Consider the following 18,467-nt stretch of genomic DNA (forward strand, 5'->3'; position numbering starts at 1 on the left):
CATGACCGACAACACGCATCCTGACCACGTCGAGCTCCCGACGCTGGACTACGCCGTCCAGGGCCACGTGGCCGTCGTGACGCTCAACCGGCCCGATCGCATGAACACGCTCGGCGGCACGATGAAACCGGACCTCGCGCGCGCGTTCTTCGAACTGGCGCGCGCGGATGCGCGCGTGCGCGCGGTGGTGCTCACCGGCGCCGGCGAGCGCGCGTTCTGCGCGGGTGCCGACATCAAGGAGCGCGCGGACCATCAGATCTGCGCGACCGACTTCTTCGTCGCGCAGAAGACCACGCACGACCTGTTCCGCGGCATCGAGGAGTTCGAGAAGCCCACCATCGCGGCGATCAACGGAGTGGCACTCGGCGGCGGGCTGGAACTTGCGCTGTGCTGCGACATCCGGATCGCGGCGGACCATGCCCGCCTGGGGCTGCCCGAAGTCCGCCTGGGCGTCATTCCCGCGGCCGGTGGCACGCAAAGGCTGCCGCGCCTGATCGGCGAGGCGCGCGCCAAGGCGCTGATGCTGACGGCCGCCCAGATCGATGCGGCTCGCGCGCTGGACTACGGGCTGGTCACCCAGGTGATGCCGGGCGCCGAACTGATGTCCGGCGCCCTCGCGCTGGCGCAGCAGATCGGCGAGATGCCGCCGCTGGCCGTGCGCTTCGTCAAGCGGGCGGTCAACCGCGGCATGCAGACCGACCTGGACAGCGGCCTCGAGTACGAGCGCTATGCCGCGGCCCTCCTGGTGGACAGCGAGGACCGCAAGGAGGGCATGCGGGCCTTCGTCGAGAAGCGAAAACCAGTGTTCCAGGGCCGCTGAGCGCCGCCCGCATCTTCATTCATCCAACAGCAAGGAAAGTACACATGAAACTCGGTTTGGAATCCCAGGTGGCCCTGGTGACCGGAGGCGGGCAGGGCGTCGGACGCCAGATCTGCATCGAGCTCGCCCGCGAAGGCGCGCGCGTGGTCGTCAACGACCTGTTTGCCGAGCGCGCACAGGCCGTGGCGCGCGAGATCGAGAGCGAGGGAGGCCAAGCGCTGGCCGCGCCCGCGGACATCACGCAGGCCGATCAGGTGCAAGGCATGGTGGACGCCGCGCACCGGCACTTCGATGCGCCCGTGCAGATCCTGGTGAACAACGCAGGCATCATTCCCGAGCGGCGCGAAAAAGGAGGGCGCACACCGGCCTTCGTCGACATGCCCGTGGCCGATTGGGCCAAGATCGTCAACCTCAACGTCTACGGCACCTTCCACTGCTGCCATGCGGTGCTGCCCGGCATGGTGGCGGCCAGGCGCGGACGCATCGTCAACATCATCTCGGAGGCGGGCCGGATCGGGGAAGCCAACATGGCCGTCTACTCCGGCGCCAAGGCCGCGATTGCCGGCTTCGCCAAGGCACTGGCGCGCGAACACGGCCGCCATGCGATCACCGTCAATTCCATCGCGCTGGGTGCGGTGTCGCATGAAGGCATCAAGGACGGCCCGCTGCACATCGACGCGACGCCGCAGAACAACGAACTGCTCGCCAAGATGGTGAACATCTATCCGATCTCCAAGGGCGTCGGGCGGCTGTCCAGGCCGCAGGACGTGTCCGGCCTGGTGGCGTTTCTCGCGTCCGACCGGGCGCTGTTCATCACGGGCCAGACCGTCGGAGCGTCGGGCGGCTTCGCGATGATCTGACGCACCAGCGCGGTCTCAGTGCGCCCGCACCGCGGCCGATGCCGCGGCACGCAGGCCGAGCAGGTAGCTGTCCACGCCGAAGCCGCAGATCTGTCCCTTCACGATCTCGGCGAACACCGAGTGATGGCGAAACGTCTCGCGCGCATGGATGTTCGACATGTGCAACTCGACGACCGGCACGGTGAGGATCGCCAGCGCATCGCGAATGCCGTAGCTGTAGTGCGTCCAGGCACCGGCGTTGATGAGCACCGCGTCCACGCCCTCGGTGAAGGCGCGATGGATGCGCTCGCACATCGCGCCTTCGCAATTGGTCTGGAAGCTCTCGACCTCGGTGCCGAGCTCCTTGCCGAGTGCCTGCAGTTGCGCGTCGATCTCGGCCAGCGTCACCGTGCCGTACTGCTTCGGGTCGCGCTTGCCGAACATGTCGTGGTTGATGCCGTGCAGCATGAGGATCTTCATGAGGTCGTCTCCAGGTCGTCGGGTCAGACCAGGGGAATGGTCATGCGGTCGATGAGGCTGCGCGTGTCGGGCCGCACGCCGCGCCACCACAGGAAGGCTTCCGCCGCCTGTTCCACCAGCATGCCGACGCCGTCGGCCAGTTTCGGCACGCCGGCGTTCTGCGCCAGGCGCAGGAAGGGCGTCAGGCCCTTGCCGTAGGCGAGCTCGTAGGCGAGCTTCGCGCCCTGCAGCGCCTGTGCGGGCAGGGGCGGCAGTTCGGCCCGGAGGCTGGCGGAGGTGCCGTTGATGACGATGTCGAATCGTTCGCCCGCCAGATCGCCGTACCCGCAGCCTTGCACGCGGCCATGCCCGGCAAACTGTTTCGCGAGGTCGACGGCCTTGGCCTGCGTGCGGTTCGCCAGCACCACCACGCCCGGTTGTTGCGCCAGAAACGGCTGCAGTGCGCCACGCACCGCGCCGCCCGCGCCGAGCACCAGCATGCGCGCGCCCTCGAGCGGAAAGCCCAGGTTGCGCTGGATGTCGTTGGTCAGGCCCACGCCGTCGAAGTTGTCGGCAAGGATGCGTTCGCCTTCGAACTTCAGCGCGTTGGTGGCGCCGGCGAGCTCGGCGCGTTCGAGCCGCTCGGTGGCCAGTGCGAAGGCCTGCAGCTTGAAGGGGGCGGTGACATTCATTCCGCGCCCGCCCGCCTTGCGGAATGCGTGCACGTCGTCGGCGAAGCGCTCCAGCGAGCCTTCGATCGCGCTGTAGTCGATGTCCTGGCCGGTCGCCTGCGCGAAGCTGCCATGGATCATCGGCGACTTGGTGTGTCCAATCGGGTTGCCGATCACGGCGTACTTGGCGGTCATGGCTGTTTCCTTACCTGCTGTAGAGCACGCCGTCGGCCTGCATGTCGGCGATCTGCGCGGCATCGAAACCGAGGCTCGCCGCGATCTCCGCGTTGTGCTCGCCCAGCTCGGGGGCCACCTGCGTGATCGAGGTGTCGCAACCCGACATGTGGAAGGGCAGGTTCGGCAGGCGGATTTTTCCGAGCACCGGATGCTCCTGCTCGACCACCATGCCGCGCGCATGGATCTGCGGATCGGCCAGCACTTCGTCGATGCGCTGGACCTTGGCGGCCGGCACGTCGATGCCGTCCAGCAGCTTCAGCACCTGCGCGACCGGCCGCGCCGCCACCCACGGCTTCACCACGTCGAGAATTTCCGTGCGATGGGCATTGCGCCCGGCCGACGCGTGCAGCCGCGTGTCGCCGCCGAAACCCGCGGGGCCGCCGTTCTGTTCGACCAGCGCGGCAAAGCGCTTCCAGGCGTCGTCCACCTGCGCGGCGATCACGAGATCGCCGTCCTGCGCGCAGAACACGCCGTAGAGCGTGGAATTGGGCATGTCGTGCCCGGTCTGCACCGGCACCTCCTGGCCATTGGAGAGCGTGTAGCACTGCACCGCGTACTCGTGCATCGACACCAGCGTGTCGTACAGCGCCATGTCGATGTGCTGCCCGCGGCCGGACTTCACGCGCCCCAGCAGCGCGGCGTTGATTGCGGCGACCGCGTGGATGCCGGTGTACATGTCGCCCAGCGAGATGCGCAGCAGCGGTGGTGCTTCGCCCGGATTGCCGACCATCTGCATGATGCCGCTCTTGGCCTCCGCGATGAGGCCGAAGCCCGCGCGGTGCGCGTCGGGGCCGGTGTGGCCGTAGGCCGAGATCGAGCAGTACACCAGGCCGGGGTTGGTCTCGGCGAGTTCGGCATAGCCCAGGCCCAGCTTGTCGAGCGCGCCGGGGCGGTAGTTCTCGACGAACACGTCGGCGCTGTCGACCAGCTTCTTCATCAGCGCCCGGCCGCGTGGGTCCTTCGTGTTCACGCTGAGGCCCTTCTTGCCCATGTTCTGCTGCAGGAAATAGCCGCTGTGGTCGCCGACGAACCACGCATGCTGGCGCCCTGCGTCGCCCGTGCCGGGACGCTCGACCTTGATGACTTCCGCACCGAGCGCGGCAAGGCAGCGCCCGACATAGGGACCGGCCAGGAAGTGGCTGTAGTCGATGACGCGCAGGCCGGCCAGCGGCAGCGCCTGTTTCGGTGACGCGCTCATGCCGGCTTCCTCGGCACCATCACGCGGTGCTCGCCCTTTTGCACGACCTCGTCGCGCTGGTTGATGAGTTCGGACGGCAGCACGAGGATGCCCCAGCCCGGCTTGCTCGCCGATTCGCGCTTGCTGCCGACGTGGAATTTCACGCGCACCGTGTCGCCGAGCTTGATGGGGGCCACGAAGCGCCATTCCCAGCCGAGCGACATGCCCGGCATGAAGCGCATGTCGCTCTTCGTCTTGAGCCCGTCGGCCACCGACAGGCCGAACAGCCCGTGCGCCACGCGGGTGCCGAAGGGCGTGGTGCGCGCATAGGCTTCGTCGGTGTGAACGGGGGTGTGGTCGCCGGTGAGGTCGGCATACGCCATCACGCGCGCCTCCGTCACTTCATAGGGCGGGCTGATGCATTCCTGGCCGACGACGGCGTCGTCCCAGTATTTGTCTTCGATGGTCAAGGCGCTCATGGTGTGTGTCTCTCTCTGTATGGGTGGCGGATCGTCAGGCGCGGGGATCGATGGCGAGCACGCGCGCCACGGCGCCGGCGCTGGCCTGGATGAACTCGACGGCCAGGCCGTCCGGCAGGCGCAGCCAGTTGCGGCCCTGCGGCATTTCGGTCACGCCGAAGGCCTGCGCGGCGGTGAGTGCGGCTTCGAGGTCTTCGCACATCACCCCGAGATGGCCGAGGCGGCCTTCAGGCCCTGCGTAGTCCGGCTTGGCCATGAATTGCAGGCCGCCGAGGGTCCAGTACTGCACCGGCTCTTCGAGCGTGCCCTGTACTTCGCGCATCGTCATGCCGCAGACGTCGTGGAAGAACCTGATGTGCCAGTGGATGTCCTTCACCCAGATGGCGACGTGCTCCACATAGGCGCGCGGCGTGCTCATTTCGCCTCCAGCCGGCGTTCGATGCCCTTGATGGCCGCAACCAGCGTCTGGTTGACCGGCGTCGGCACGTCATGTTGCAGCCCGCCGCGCACCACCGCGCCGTTGATGAAGTCGATCTCGGTGATGGAGCCTTTCTCCAGGCTTTGCAGCATCGAGGTCTTGAATTCGTAGGGCAGGCCTTCGGCGGCCATGACCCATGCGTCGCGCGGCGACTGGATCGACAGCTTCACGCCGCTGGCCCGCGCGACGGCCATGGCCTCGGCCACCGCGGCGACGGCCGTGGCCTCGATCTCGGGCACCGCGTAGAGGCTGCCGTACACCTGGCCCGTGATGCCGCTGAGCGCGCCGGTCGAGACGTTGATGAGCAGCTTGTCCCACATCACGCCCAGGATGTTGTCGCTGACCTCGCAGGGGAGTGCGGCGCGCTCGAATTCGGCCGCGATGGCCCTGGCGCGTTCGCTCACGCTGCCGTCGAGTTCGCCGATCACCGTGCGCTTGCCGCGCGTGCCGGCAATGACGCTGCCCGGGCCGAGCAGAACGCCGCCGACGTAGGTCTTGCCGGCCAGCACGTGCGCGCGGCCGGCGACTTCGGCCAGGATCTCCTCGTGGCCCATGCCGTTCTGCAGCGACATCAGCGCGGTGCCGGGGCCGACGATCGACAGCGCGCCTTCGATGGCCGAGCGCGTGTGGAAGGACTTGACCAGCACGATCACCAGGTCGGCCGGCGGCAGGCCCTCGACGCTGTTCGCCGCGCGCACCGTGACCCGGCGTTCCGAGTCGCCTTCCTTCATGAGGAGGCCGTCGCGGTTGATGGCGTCGACGTGCGCCTGGAAAGGATCGATGAGCGTGACGTCCGACCCGCCGGCGGCGAGCGTGCCGCCGATGGCGCAGCCGAGCGCGCCAGCGCCCAGGAAATAGATCTTCATGCCTGTCTCCACAAGGAATATCTCGAAGGAATGCGCTGAAGATAGGTTGCGAGCAACATCTCGTCCATGACATGGGACGAATGGTCTACATTCCGTTTTGAAATGAACGCCGACGACGACAACCTCGATGCGGGCACGGGCCTGCTCAGCCTCAAGCTGCTGCGCCTGTTCGACTTGATCTACACCACGCAGAGCGTGACGCGCGCGGCCGACCAGCTCGGCCAGAGCCAGCCGACGGTGAGCAACTGGCTGGGCCGCCTGCGCCGGCACCTGGGCGACGAGCTGTTCGTGCGCACCGCGGCGGGCATGCAGCCCACGCCGCGCGCGGACGAGCTGATCGTTCCGGCGCGCGAGGCACTGGCGGCGCTGCGCCGCGTGGCCGCGCCGCAGGAAGTGTTCGATCCGTCGAGTGCGACGCGGCGCTTTCGCATCTGCATGACCGACGCCAGCCACATCACGCTGCTGCCGCAACTGCTGGCCCATGTGCGCGCTGTGGGCCCGGGCATTCGCCTGGAGGCCGCGCGCATCGACGAGCAGACCGGGCAGGCGCTGCAGTCCGGCCAGGCCGACCTTGCGATCGGACTGGTGCCCTGGCTCGAATCAGGCTTCTACCAACAGGTGCTCTATCCGCAGGATTGGGTGTGCCTGGTGAATGCACGGCATCCGCGCGTGGGCGCCAAGGGCATGGGCCTGCGCGACTACAAGGCCGAGGCGCACATCGGCATCGTCGGCGGCACGGGCGTGCAGTTGCTGGAGGCGGCGCTGCTTCGGCACCGTGTGGCGCGCCGCATCCTGCTGGAGCTGCCAGGCTTCCTGGGCTTGGCCGCGATCGTCTCGACCACCGACCTCGTGGCCACCGTGCCCCGCCAGATCGGCGAGACGCTGGCCCGCACCAACGGGCTCGCTGTGTTCGATTGCCCGGTGCCGGTGCCGCCCTTCACCGTCAAGCAGCACTGGCATGCGCGCTACAACCAGGACCCCGCGAACCGCTGGCTGCGCGGGCTGTGCGAGGGGCTCTTTGCCAGGAAATCGAAAGCGCGCGGCTAGCCTGATCCTCTGCGGCGATGGTTGGCCCCGTGCCAGGGCATGCGAATCAGCCGAACCTCGGCTCCTGCAGCACCAGGTCATGGCGAACGGCCTGGGCTTCGAGGCGCAGGGGAGCCGGCAAGCGGTCTCAGCGCACCAGATCCTGAAAGCGGTAGTACGCGCCGACCACGGGAAGGAACCACGGCTTGCCGAAGTGGCCGGGAATCGCCGGCCAGTCGAAATCCCGCCACGGGTTCAGGTCGGCGCGGCCATCCAGCACCTCGGCCATGATCGCACCCATGTAGGTCGACATATGGGTTCCGTGGCCGCTGTAACCCATCGAGTAGAACAGCCCGTTGCGCTCTCCGGCGCGCGGCAAACGGTCCCGCGTCATGTCGACCATGCCGCCCCAGCAATAGTCGATGCGGGTGTTTCCCAGCTCGGGAAAGACCTCCGCGAGCGATCGTTGCAGGAAGGCGCCGCTCTTCATGTCCGACTTCGGGTTGGTCGTCGCGAAACGCGCGCGCCCGCCGAACAGCAGCCGGTCTTCGGGCGTGACACGGAAGTAGTTGACGAAGTTCTTCGTGTCCGTCGTCATCCGGCGCCGCGGCGTCAACCGGTCGAGCACGTCGACCGGCAGCGGTTCGGTCACGATGATGAACGCCCCGACGGGCACGATGCGTCGGCGAAACCAGGCCAATGGCCCTACGGCCGAAGTCCCGGTCGCCAGCAGCACCTGCCTGGCGCGAACGCTGCCGTTGGGCGTTTCGACCTGATGGATTGAACCGCTTTGGCGCTTGAGCGCGATGACCGGCGAGTTTTCATAGATGCGCACGCCGCGCTTGGCCGCGGCCATGGCGAGGCCGTGGCCGTAGCGGCCCACGTGCATGCCTGCGCTCTTGCCGAAGATCAGGCCCCCGAAATACCGGTCCGATCCGATCTCGCTGTGCAGTTCGGCACGCGTCACCATGTGGGTGTCGGGATCGCACTCCTTGGCCATCAGCGCCTGCGCGCGGGCCAGCTTGTCGTAGTGCTCCGGCTTGGCAGCCAGCTTGAGCTTTCCGACACGCTTGAAATCACAGTCGATGCCTTCCTCGGCGATCAGCGACTCCACCTTGCACACGCCCGCGTCGAAAGCGCGATAGAGCATGTTGGCGCGCTCTCGCCCGAGCTTGCCCGACAGCGCACAGTAGTCCTGTGCGAAACCGTTGTTGCACATGCCGCCGTTGCGGCCCGAAGCGGCACTGGCCACAGTGGCGGCATCGAACACCGCCACACTGGCGCCTTTCTTCGCCAACGCGATTGCCGCGGACAAGCCGGTAAAGCCCGCACCCACCACCGCCACATCGACGTTGCCGCCGGGCGCCTGCGTCTGACCTCCCGTGAACCTGGGAGAGGTATCGAGCCAGTAGGGCATCAGCTTCATGAAAGAACTTTCGTCATCTCTTGGATGTCATTGCATGGATGGCGCGACTCAGCCGAAGGACTGGTTGGCAAGGGCGAACAGGCGGGTGTTCGCATCGGCGCCGATCGGGCGAGCCCGGGGGTTGCGCACCATCGGCACGGCGTGGCCGACGCAGGGCAACCCCATGTCGCTCAGCCATGTGGAGAGACCGCTGTCCTCGGTCGTGTCGATGCGCACGAACCGGCCGCGAGCGCGCAGGGCGAGGGCGGCGATGAGGGCCATCGCATCGACGGCGGCATCTTCGCCCGAGGCGACCACCGGCCCGATCACCACGCCGTGCCCGAATTCCCTCAGGCAGGCGTACGCCGACACACCAGCGCGCCGTTCGGCAACCATCGTCGTTCCGGCAGCGAACAAAGCATCCAGCAATGCGGTCCGCTCCATCCCCGTGGCGGCCAGGTCCAGTTGGCGCAACCGCTGGTCGTCCGCGGCATGCATGGCACGGATGCTCGACGGCGTGGTGGCAGGAAACGCCTGTGCCGGCAGCACCGACTGATGCTGGAACACGTGTGCGCGCGCGACAAACCCGAGCTGTGCGTAGAGAGGCAGCCCTTCCTGGGTGGCGTTCAGCAACACCGTGCGCTCCCGCGCCTCGTGGAGCAACTTCTGCGTCAAGGCACGCCCCAGGCCTCGTCCTCGCATGGCCGGGTCCACGATGATCATGCCGACCGAGGCATGAGTCTGGCCATAGGGCCACCACATCGCGGTGCCCACCAGGCGGCCATCGACTTCGACGGCGAAGCCGCTGCCGAGATCGAAGGCGAAGCGCCAGTCGTCTTCCCGGTATGGCCAGCCCAGTGCGCAGGATTGGCTGACTGCGTCCGGCAAGTGATCGATGCGCAATGGGGTCAGGCGCGCAATCATCTTGTCGGCTGGTGCGTGCGGGCCGCCGCGGCGCTCGGGCGTCATGGCCGTCCCTAGAAGTCCGCGACCTTGCCCCACGCCGACGACAGGAATCGGTCCGGGTGATAGGGCCGTGGATCGACGAGGGGCGCGGCGCCGCTGACGATGTCGGCGATCAGATGGCCCGCCCCGGGCCCGATGCCGAAGCCATGGCCACTGAAGCCGGCCGCCAGCACCAGTCCGCGCAGGCTCGACATCTCGCCGATTCCCGGGACACCGTCGGGCGTGCTGTCCACATAGCCCGCCCAGGCGGCCGTGACGGGACTGCCCTCCAGTGCCGGCACGAGTTCCACCGCGCGCCTGTACGTCAGCTCGACCGCCGCCGCGTCCGCCTTCGGATCCAGAATGCGCATCCGCTCCATCGGGGTCGGCTTGTCGAGCCGCCAGCGGGACCAGCCTTCATGGCCCGAGCGCACGCCCTCCAGTCCGCCGGGCGCGAGGTTGCGCCACCTTCGCTGGAACATGGGCAGGAACTGCGGTGCGAAACGCAGAAGCTGCGGTGTAGGGTCCACCCGTCCCCGGCCGCTGACGGCCAGCGTGTAGCCCCCGTCGACGCGCCGTGTCATGGAAACGCCGCTCGTGTGGAGTGCGGCCGGTATGTCTTTTTCGCCCGTGGACACCGACAGCGCCGTCTGCCGGATCGCAGCCTGGGGAAACCGGATGCCGTACTGGCGGCAGAACGAGGATGCCCAGGCACCTCCGGCGAGTACCGCGACCTGTGTGCGGATCGATCCGTGCTCCGTGACCACTGCCGAGACCCGCCCGCCCTCTGTCTCCACGCCCCGCGCCGCGCAGCCCTGGTGCACCGTTGCGCCGAGTTTCAGGAGCGCCCGGGCCACCGCCGGGGCCGCGCGCGAAGGGTCCGCGGTGCCGTCGGTGGGAGCAAAGACGCCGCCCTTCCAAGGCTTGCCGGTGGCGCGGCCGCGCTGCGCCGCTTCTTGCGCACTCAGCATCTGGGTCTTCACGTCGACCGTGCGCGCGAACTCGCCCCAGCGGGCCCAGCCAGCCAGCTCCTGCTCGCTGTTGCTTAGATAGAGCAGGCCGCATCGCTGAAAGCCGGTGACCTCACCGGTCTGCGCCGTGAATTGCTCCCACAGGTCCAGGCTCTTGGTGGCCATCGGCAACTCGCGGGCGTCCCGGTTCTGCTGGCGGCACCAGCCCCAGTTGCGGCTCGACTGTTCGGCGCCGACGCGGCCCTTTTCCACCAGCGCGACCTTCATGCCGCGCCTGGCCATGTAGTAGGCGGCGAAAACGCCGATGATGCCGCCGCCGATCACGACGACATCCGCGTGCGTCGGCAGGTCCGGGCTGGAGGCTACGGAAGATAGTGGTGCGGGCATTCTCGGAATATTCGTGAGCGGTCAGTGAAAGACTGCGGGCATGCTTGCCGTTCGTCGCCGGATGCTGAAGACGGGATCAATAGCCGACGACAGCCTTGGTCTCGAGGTATTCCTCGAATCCGTGGACGCCGTATTCGCGGCCGTTGCCGGACCTTTTGTAGCCACCGAAAGGCGCGTGGCCGTTCCAGGCCGGATAGTTGATATGCACCTGGCCCGCGCGCAGCCGGGCCGCCACGCGGCGCGCGCGGTCGCGGTCGCCGGACTGCACGCTCGCACCGAGCCCGTAGACCGTGTCGTTGGCAATGGCGATGGCCTGCGCCTCGTCGCGGTAGGGCATGACCACCAGCACCGGGCCGAAGATTTCCTCGCTCGCCACGCGCATGGCGGGCGTGACATCGGAGAACACCGTCGGGCGCGCGAAATAGCCCCGGCCCAGGCCATCGGGCCTGCCCGGACCGCCGCAGACCAGCCTGGCGCCGTCCTCGATGCCGCTGGCGATCATTGCCTGGACCCTGGCGTATTGCGCGGCATTGGCAATCGGCCCCATCGAGGTCTTTTCGTTGCGCGGATCGCCGAGCGTGATGCCGGACACCGCCGCAAGTGCCAGGGCTTCCACCTCGGCGAGCCTCGATTCGGGCACCAGCATGCGTGTGGGCGCGCTGCACGACTGGCCTGCATTGCGCATGCCCGCCAGTACGCCCTTCGCGACGCCCTGTTCGAAATCGGCGTCGTCGAGAAAGAGGTTCGGCGATTTGCCGCCCAGTTCCTGCACCACGCGCTTGACCGTCACCGCGGCCGCCTGCGCCACGAGGACGCCGGCGCGCGTCGAGCCGGTGATGGAGATCATGTCGACGTCGGGGTGCGCCGCCAATGCCGCGCCGACCACTTCGCCCGTGCCGCCGACCAGGTTGAAGACCCCGGCCGGCGCGCCGGCGTCGTGCATCACCTGCGCAAAGAGCTGGGCGCTGTAGGGGGACAGCTCGCTGGGCTTCAGGACCACCGTGCACCCCGCGGCAATCGCGGGCGCGACCTTGGCGGTGATCTGGTACAGCGGCCAGTTCCAGGGCGTGATCAGCGCGCACACCCCGATCGGCTCCTTCGAGATGGCGAAGCCGTCCTCGATGGAAAGAAACTTGTAGCGCCGCAGCACTTCCATCTGGGTGCGCACATGCGCGATCGCGAAGGGCACATGGGCGGACCGCGCGAACCCGATGGGCGCGCCCATCTCCGTCACGATGGCCTGCGCGAACAACTCCGCGCGCGCTTCCAGCAGCGCCAGGACGCGGCCCAGCAGCGCCAGCCGTTCGTCGACCGTGCTTCGCGAGAAGGTTTCGAAAGCCCGCCGGGCTGCAGCGACGGCAAGGTCCACATCCGCCGTCGAGCCGGCCGCGACATGCCCGACGATCTCTTCGGAAAAGGGATTGACGACCGCGATCCTCGCGGCGTGGCTGCGTTCTTCCCAGCGTCCGTCGACATAGAACCGGGCGTCGTCCCCGCTGCGGTCGTCGGATGCCGTCATCGAGTTTCGCTCCACGGGTAGGTCGACAGCTGCCCCTGGCATACGTACTTGATGTGCATGTAGTCCTCCAGGCCATGCACCGAGCCTTCGCGGCCGTAGCCCGATTCCTTCACGCCGCCGAAGGGCGCCGCCTCGGCGGCCAGGGCCCCTTCGTTGATGCCGACGATGCCCGACTCCAGCGCATCGGCCACGCGCCAGATGCGCCGCACGTCGGTCGAATAGAAGTACGCCGCGAGGCCGAAGGGCGTGTCGTTGGCGGCGGCGATCACGTCGGCCTCGCTCTCGAAGCGCGTGACCGGCACCACGGGCCCGAAGGTTTCCTCGCAGCTGCACTCCATCGTCGCGTCGGCATTCACCAGTACCGTGGGCGCGTAGTAGTTGGGGCCGTCGCGTCGCGCATCGCGCAGCCGCTTGCCGCCGACGACGATGCGCGCGCCCCGCGAGACGGCATCGTGCACGTGGCGCTCGATCTTCTCGACGGCGCGCGCGTTGATCATCGGACCGATCTGCGAGGACTCGTCGCTGGCAGGCCCGACGCGCAGCGCGCCGACCCGTGCCGCGAGCTTGTCCACGAACGCATCGTGCACGGCAGCCTGCACGAACACGCGGTTCGGGCACACGCAGGTCTGGCCGCCATTGCGGAACTTCGCGGCCATCAGGCCTTCCACCGCGGCGTCGAGGTCGGCGTCTTCGAACACGATGAAGGGGGCGTTGCCGCCGAGCTCGAGGGACAGTTTCTTCAGCGTGTCGGCCGAACGGCGGGCGAGGTGCTTGCCCACGGGCGTCGAACCGGTGAACGTGATCTTGCGCACGCGCGAGTCGTCGAGCCAGGCGTCGACGACTTCCGGCGTGCGTTCGCGCGAGGCGGTCACGATGTTGAGCACGCCCGGCGGCACGCCCGCTTCCTGTGCCAGCTTCACGAGCGCGAGCGAGGTCAGGGGCGTGTCTTCGGCCGGCTTGCACACCACGGTGCACCCGGCGGCGAGCGCCGGCGCGATCTTGCGCGCGATCATGGCCGCCGGAAAGTTCCACGGCGTGATCGCGGCGACCACGCCCACGGGCTCCCTCAGCGCGAGCATGCGGCGGCCCGTCACCGGCGCCGGGATCACCTCGCCGTTGGCGCGCGTCGCTTCTTCGGCGAACCATTCGATGTAGCTGGCCGCATAGGCCACCTCGCCGCGGCCCTCGGCCAGCGGCTTGCCCTGTTCGCGCGAGATCAGCCGTCCCAGGTCTTCCTGACGGGCCATCACGAGGTCGTTCCAGCGCTTGAGGATCTGCGCGCGCTGCTTGGCGGGCACGGCGCGCCATGCGGGGAAGGCCGCATGCGCGGCATCGACCGCCGCGCGTGCATCGGCGGGCGTGCCGTCGGGCACGCTTGCGAAGACGCCGTCGGTCGCGGGGTCGGTGACGTCGAGGCGGCGCGCGTCGCTGGCTTCGCGCCACTCGGCGCCGATGAGATGCCGCCCGGGCATCAGGTCTGCAGGTTGGAGTTCGGTGGTCATGGTCTAAAAGTCTTTCCTGGTTTCAGGCCGCCGCGACGCGCTCGGCGATCGCAAGGCCCACTTCGGTTGTGCTCGCGGAACCGCCGAGATCGCGCGTGCGCGGGCCGTCGCGCAGCACCGCCTCGATGGCTTCCAGGATCGCGTCGTGCGCGGCCCGCCCCGCGCCTTGGCCCTGGGTGAGGAAGTCCAGCATCAGCGCGCCGGACCAGATCATCGCGATCGGGTTGGCGATGTTCTGGCCGTAGATGTCGGGCGCGGAGCCGTGCACCGGCTCGAACAGCGACGGGAACCTGCGCTCCGGATTCAGGTTGGCCGAAGGCGCGAGGCCGATGGTGCCGGTGGTCGCGGGCCCGAGGTCGGAGAGGATGTCGCCGAACAGGTTGCTCGCCACCACCACGTCGAAGCGCGTGGGCTGCAGCACGAAGCGCGCCGACAGGATGTCGATGTGCTGCTTGTCGATCGTCAGCTCGGGGTAGTCGAGGCCGACCGCATCGGCGCGCTTGTCCCACCACGGCATGCTGATGGCGATGCCGTTGCTCTTGGTGGCCACCGTCAGGTGCTTGCGCCGGCGCGCGCGCGCCGTCTCGCAGGCAAAGCGCAGCACGCGGTCGGTGCCGTGCCGGGAGAACACCGACTCCTGGATCACGATCTCGCGCTCGGTGCCTTCGTACATGACGCCGCCGAGCGAGGTGTACTCGCCCTCGGTGTTCTCGCGCACCACGAGGTAGTCGATGTCGCCGGGCTTGCGGCCGGCCAGGGGGCAGGGCACGCCCTCGAAGAGGCGCACCGGACGCAGGTTGATGTACTGGTCGAATTCGCGGCGGAACTTCAGCAGCGACCCCCAGAGCGACACATGGTCGGGCACCGTCGCGGGCCAGCCGACGGCGCCGAAGTACAGCGCGTCCACCCCCTTGAGTTGCTCCTTCCAGTCGTCCGGCATCATCTGGCCGTGCGCCGCGTAGTGGTCGGCGCTCGCCCAGTCGATGGTGCGGCAGTCGAGTTCGAAGCCGAAGCGCTCCGCGGCGGCCTGCACCACGCGCAGGCCCTCGGGCATCACTTCCTTGCCGATGCCGTCGCCGGCGATCACGGCGATGCGGAAGGTGGGCGTCATTTCGGTCCTGCTCATGATGCGATGGCATGGGGGCGGTCCATGCGGTCCATGTCGTCGAGCCAGCCCTGGCGCAACTCCGGCACCGAGCGCGCCAGCACCTCGTAGTAGGGGTGGTGCGGGCCGCGGTCGTAGTCGGCGCGCGCCACCTGCGCGAGCTTGCGGCCGTGCTGCATCACGACGATCTCGTCGCACACGGCGCGCACCGTGTGCAGGTCGTGGCTGATGAAGAGATAGGACACGCCGAGCTCGCGCCTGAGCTCCGCGATCAGGTCGAGCACCGCGGCGCCGACCACCGTGTCGAGCGCGGAGGTCACTTCGTCGCAGAGGATCAGGTCGGGCTCGGCCGCCAGTGCGCGCGCGAGGTTCACGCGCTGCTTCTGCCCGCCCGAGAGGCCGCCGGGCAGGCGCCCGGCGACGGTCTGCGGCAGCTTCACCAGGTCGAGCAGTTCACGGATGCGCCGGCGCAGCGGCTCCCCGCGCAGGCCCTTGTAGAACTCCAGCGGCCGCGCCAGGATGCGCTCGATGGTCTGCGACGGGTTCAGCGCCGTGTCGGCCATCTGGAACACGATCTGGATGCGGCGCAGCTCGTCGCGTTCGCGCTGCTGCAGCGTCGGCTTCAGTTCGCGGCCGTGGAAGAGCACGCTGCCGCTGCTGGGTTTCAGCAGGCCCGCCACCGCGCGTGCCAGCGTGGTCTTGCCCGAGCCCGATTCGCCGATCACGCCGATCGCCTGGCCGCGGTAGAGCTTCAGGTCGATGTCCTGCAGGATCGGCTTGGCCGGGCGGCCCTGCGCGTCGGCCGGGCCGTAGCCGGCCGAGAGCTGGCGCACCTCGAGCAGCAGTTCGCGGCCGTCGTCCGTGGCACCGGCCGCAGCGCGCGTCTGCGGGCGTGCCGCGGCCAGCAGGCTGCGCGTGTAGTGGTCGGCCGGCGCGGCGAGGATCTGCCCCGTCGCGTTCATCTCGCGCATGCGGCCGTTGCGCAGCACCAGGATGTGGTCGGCCATCTGCGCCACCACCGCCAGGTCGTGGCTCACGTAGACGGCGGTGGCGCGGCGCTCGCGCACCACGCGGCGGAAGGCGCGCAGCACCTCGATCTGCGTGGTCACGTCCAGCGCCGTGGTCGGCTCGTCGAGGATCACGAGATCGGGGTCGCCGATCAGCGCCATCGCAGCCATCAGCCGCTGCAGCTGGCCGCCCGAGACCTGATGCGGATAGCGCGCGCCGATGCCTTCCGGGTCGGGCAACGCCAGCTCGCGGAACAGCGCCACGGCCTTGGCCTGCGCCTCGGCCCGCTTGCACAGGCCGTGGATCACGGTGGGCTCGATCACCTGGTCCATGATCGTGCGCGAGGGGTTGAACGATGCGGCCGCGCTCTGCGCAATGTAGGAGACGGTGCGCCCGCGCAGCGCGCGCTGGGCGCGGGCATCGAGCGACAGCACTTCCGTGTCGCCGATGCGCACCCGGCCGGCCGAGATGCTGCAGCCCTGGCGTGCATGGCCCATCAGCGCCAGCGCGGTGGTGGTCTTGCCCGAACCCGACTCGCCGATCAGCGCCAGCACCTCGCCGGGCTGTACCGAGAAGCTCAGGTCGTCGACCAGTGTGCTCGCGCCCGCGCGGATGCTCAGGCCCTCGACGGTGAGTGGTGCTCCCATCAGCGTTTCCCCATTTCGCGCGCGGCACGGCCGGGCAGGTTGTCGATCACCAGGTTGACCGAGATGGTCAGGCTCGCGATGGCCAGCGCCGGCACGATGACCGAGGCCCCGCCCATGGCCAGCGCGCCGATGTTCTCGCGCACCAGCGAGCCCCAGTCGGCCGCCGGCGGCTGGATGCCCAGGCCGAGGAAGCTCAGGCTCGCCAGCAGCAGCACGATGTAGACGAAGCGCAGGCCCAGGTCGGCCAGCATCGGGCCGACGATGTTGGGCAGGATCTCGCGCAGCATGATGTAGAGCGTGCCCTCGCCGCGTGCGCGCGCCACCGTCACGTAGTCGAGCGCGTTGATGTTGACGGCCAGCGAGCGCGCGATGCGGAAGGCGCCCGGCACGTAGATGATGGCCGCGGTGGCGACCAGCATCGGCACCGAGGAGCCGAAGCCCGCCACCATGATGAGCGCGAACATCTTGCTCGGGATCGCGGTCAGCGTGTCCAGGCCGCGGCTGAGCGTCGCGTCGAGCCAGCGGCCGCTGGCGGCGGCCAGCAGCGCCAGCGTGGTGCCGATGCCGCTGGCCACGACCGTGGCGAGCAGCGCCACGCCGACCGTGTAGCGCGCGCCCTGGACCACGAGCGCCAGCATGTCGCGGCCCAGGTAGTCGGTGCCGAGCCAATGCGCCGCGCTGATCGGCATGAACACGTTCGAGGTGCCCGTCGCCGCCGTGCCGAACGAAAGCAGCCAGGGGCCGAAGGCCGCCGCGAGCACCCAGAACAGCAGCACCGCGAGACCGAGCAGGCCGGAGGCGCCAAAGGCGCCGAGCCAGCGCCTCGCGCCGCCCCGGCGTTCTTGCGCCACCGGCGCCAGGGAGGCCGCGGCGTTCACGGCCTCGGGAGTTGTGGACGTTTCCATGACGCTTCCTTCAGCGGTGCCGCAGCCGCGGGTTGGCGACGATGCCGCAGATGTCGGCGGCGGTCACCAGGATCAGGTAGGCGCTGCAGAAGATCATGGCGCAGGTCTGCACCAGCGGCATGTCGCGCTGGGAGACGCCGTCCACCATCAGCTTGGCGATGCCCGGGTAGTTGAAGATGGTCTCGACGATGATCACGCCGCCCAGCAGGTACGACAGGCTCAGCGCCACCGCGTTGGCGATCGGCCCCACGGCGTTCGGCAGCGCGTGCGCCAGCACCGTGCGCATCGGCGAGGCGCCCTTGAGCCGCACCATCTCGATGTAGGGCGCCTCGAGCTGGTCGATCACGGCGGCGCGCGTCATGCGCATCATCTGCGCGACGATCACGCAGCACAGCACGAGCACCGGCATCGCGAAGGCCTGCAGCATCTGGCCGAGCGAATCGATGTCGCTGACGAAGGACAGCGCCGGCAGCCAGCGCAGCTTCACCGCGAACACCAGCACCGCCAGCGTGGCGACCAGGAACTCCGGCACCGACACCACCGCCACCGCCGAGGTGGAGGCCGCGCGGTCGAACCACGAGCCGCGCCATACCGCCGAGGCGATGCCCAGCGCGAGCGCGATGGGCACCGAGAACAGCGCGGTGACGGCGGCCAGCAGCAGCGAGTTGGGCAGGCGGCTGGCCACCAGTTGCGACACCGGCATCTGCGTGGTCGCCGAGCGGCCCAGGTCGCCCTTTGCCATGCCGAGCAGCCATTGCGCATAGCGCCTGGGCGCGGGAACGTCCAGGCCCATCTGCACGCGCAGCGCGGCGAGGGCTTCCGGCGTTGCGTCCTGCCCGAGTTGCTCCTCGGCCGCGTCGCCCGGCAGCACCGCCGTGATCGAGAACACGATCACCGACACCGCCAGAAGCGACAGCAGCGCCAGCGCAACGCGCTGCACCAAGAGCTTGAGGATCAGTCGATTCATCTCAGCAATCCCATTTCACCGGAGGCAGTAGCGCACCGACGCGGCCGGCGGAGC

At 68.8% G+C, this 18,467-nt stretch carries 18 protein-coding genes; 3 read left to right on the top strand and 15 right to left on the bottom strand.

Annotated features, from left to right (window positions below; genetic code table 11):
* The first annotated feature begins 1 nt into the window (after position 1).
* Both WIX39_RS27465 and WIX39_RS27470 read left to right on the top strand, forming a co-directional pair.
* Positions 2-820 (top strand): enoyl-CoA hydratase/isomerase family protein, encoded by an 819-nt coding sequence (locus WIX39_RS27465; protein ID WP_409196423.1) that lies wholly within the window; start codon positions 2-4, stop codon positions 818-820.
* Between the two features lie 44 nt (positions 821-864).
* The gene (locus WIX39_RS27470) at positions 865-1,680 is read left to right on the top strand and encodes an SDR family NAD(P)-dependent oxidoreductase (protein ID WP_081270983.1); all 816 of its coding nucleotides are present in this window, start codon (positions 865-867) and stop codon (positions 1,678-1,680) included.
* 15 nt (positions 1,681-1,695) lie between these two features.
* Here WIX39_RS27470 and aroQ read toward each other — a convergent pair whose 3' ends face one another.
* Genes aroQ through WIX39_RS27500 form a run of 6 tightly spaced genes read right to left on the bottom strand, consistent with a single transcriptional unit; the run spans position 1,696 to position 6,026 of the window.
* Positions 1,696-2,139, bottom strand: a complete 444-nt coding sequence (gene aroQ / locus WIX39_RS27475) for a type II 3-dehydroquinate dehydratase (protein WP_081270982.1) — start codon at positions 2,137-2,139, stop codon at positions 1,696-1,698.
* Between the two features lie 23 nt (positions 2,140-2,162).
* Positions 2,163-2,984 (bottom strand): shikimate dehydrogenase, encoded by an 822-nt coding sequence (aroE, locus tag WIX39_RS27480; protein WP_409196424.1) that lies wholly within the window; start codon positions 2,982-2,984, stop codon positions 2,163-2,165.
* A gap of 10 nt (positions 2,985-2,994) precedes the next feature.
* Positions 2,995-4,224: a CaiB/BaiF CoA transferase family protein gene (locus WIX39_RS27485; protein ID WP_409196425.1), complete on the bottom strand. Its 1,230-nt coding sequence runs from the start codon at positions 4,222-4,224 to the stop codon at positions 2,995-2,997.
* The gene (locus WIX39_RS27490) at positions 4,221-4,673 is read right to left on the bottom strand and encodes a MaoC family dehydratase (RefSeq protein WP_081271075.1); all 453 of its coding nucleotides are present in this window, start codon (positions 4,671-4,673) and stop codon (positions 4,221-4,223) included. The genes WIX39_RS27485 and WIX39_RS27490 overlap by 4 nt, the downstream gene beginning before the upstream one ends.
* A gap of 43 nt (positions 4,674-4,716) precedes the next feature.
* Positions 4,717-5,100, bottom strand: a complete 384-nt coding sequence (locus WIX39_RS27495; protein ID WP_409196426.1) for a VOC family protein — start codon at positions 5,098-5,100, stop codon at positions 4,717-4,719.
* Complete coding sequence (locus tag WIX39_RS27500) at positions 5,097-6,026, bottom strand: ketopantoate reductase family protein (protein ID WP_081270978.1); 930 nt, start codon at positions 6,024-6,026, stop codon at positions 5,097-5,099. The genes WIX39_RS27495 and WIX39_RS27500 overlap by 4 nt, the downstream gene beginning before the upstream one ends.
* 102 nt (positions 6,027-6,128) lie before the next feature.
* Here WIX39_RS27500 and WIX39_RS27505 point away from each other — a divergent pair, with 102 nt between their 5' ends.
* A complete protein-coding gene (locus tag WIX39_RS27505; protein WP_285412539.1) occupies positions 6,129-7,073 on the top strand; it encodes a LysR family transcriptional regulator in 945 nt (314 codons plus the stop codon).
* Between the two features lie 127 nt (positions 7,074-7,200).
* Here WIX39_RS27505 and WIX39_RS27510 read toward each other — a convergent pair whose 3' ends face one another.
* The 9 genes from WIX39_RS27510 to WIX39_RS27550 all read right to left on the bottom strand — a co-directional run bounded on the left by WIX39_RS27510 (position 7,201) and on the right by WIX39_RS27550 (position 18,413).
* Positions 7,201-8,478, bottom strand: a complete 1,278-nt coding sequence (locus WIX39_RS27510) for an NAD(P)/FAD-dependent oxidoreductase (protein ID WP_409196427.1) — start codon at positions 8,476-8,478, stop codon at positions 7,201-7,203.
* Between the two features lie 48 nt (positions 8,479-8,526).
* Entirely contained in the window at positions 8,527-9,426 is a 900-nt protein-coding gene (locus WIX39_RS27515) for a GNAT family N-acetyltransferase (protein WP_081270975.1), read from the bottom strand.
* An 8-nt stretch (positions 9,427-9,434) separates the two neighbouring features.
* Positions 9,435-10,760: an NAD(P)/FAD-dependent oxidoreductase gene (locus tag WIX39_RS27520; RefSeq protein ID WP_409196428.1), complete on the bottom strand. Its 1,326-nt coding sequence runs from the start codon at positions 10,758-10,760 to the stop codon at positions 9,435-9,437.
* 76 nt (positions 10,761-10,836) lie between these two features.
* On the bottom strand, positions 10,837-12,279 hold the full coding sequence (locus WIX39_RS27525; protein ID WP_285412535.1) for an aldehyde dehydrogenase family protein: 1,443 nt from the start codon (positions 12,277-12,279) through the stop codon (positions 10,837-10,839).
* Complete coding sequence (locus WIX39_RS27530; protein ID WP_409196429.1) at positions 12,276-13,781, bottom strand: NAD-dependent succinate-semialdehyde dehydrogenase; 1,506 nt, start codon at positions 13,779-13,781, stop codon at positions 12,276-12,278. The genes WIX39_RS27525 and WIX39_RS27530 overlap by 4 nt, the downstream gene beginning before the upstream one ends.
* Positions 13,782-13,803: 22 nt before the next feature.
* A complete protein-coding gene (locus WIX39_RS27535; protein ID WP_106937874.1) occupies positions 13,804-14,892 on the bottom strand; it encodes a tartrate dehydrogenase in 1,089 nt (362 codons plus the stop codon).
* Positions 14,893-14,903: 11 nt separating this feature from the next.
* Positions 14,904-16,541 (bottom strand): ABC transporter ATP-binding protein, encoded by a 1,638-nt coding sequence (locus WIX39_RS27540; protein ID WP_409196430.1) that lies wholly within the window; start codon positions 16,539-16,541, stop codon positions 14,904-14,906.
* On the bottom strand, positions 16,541-17,446 hold the full coding sequence (locus WIX39_RS27545; RefSeq protein WP_285412532.1) for an ABC transporter permease: 906 nt from the start codon (positions 17,444-17,446) through the stop codon (positions 16,541-16,543). Before WIX39_RS27545 ends, WIX39_RS27540 begins: the two co-directional genes overlap by 1 nt.
* A gap of 10 nt (positions 17,447-17,456) precedes the next feature.
* Positions 17,457-18,413, bottom strand: a complete 957-nt coding sequence (locus WIX39_RS27550; RefSeq protein ID WP_081270968.1) for an ABC transporter permease — start codon at positions 18,411-18,413, stop codon at positions 17,457-17,459.
* Positions 18,414-18,467 lie beyond the last annotated feature (54 nt).

Source organism: Variovorax sp. AB1(2024) (genome assembly GCF_037482385.2).
Classification (GTDB): domain Bacteria; phylum Pseudomonadota; class Gammaproteobacteria; order Burkholderiales; family Burkholderiaceae_C; genus Variovorax.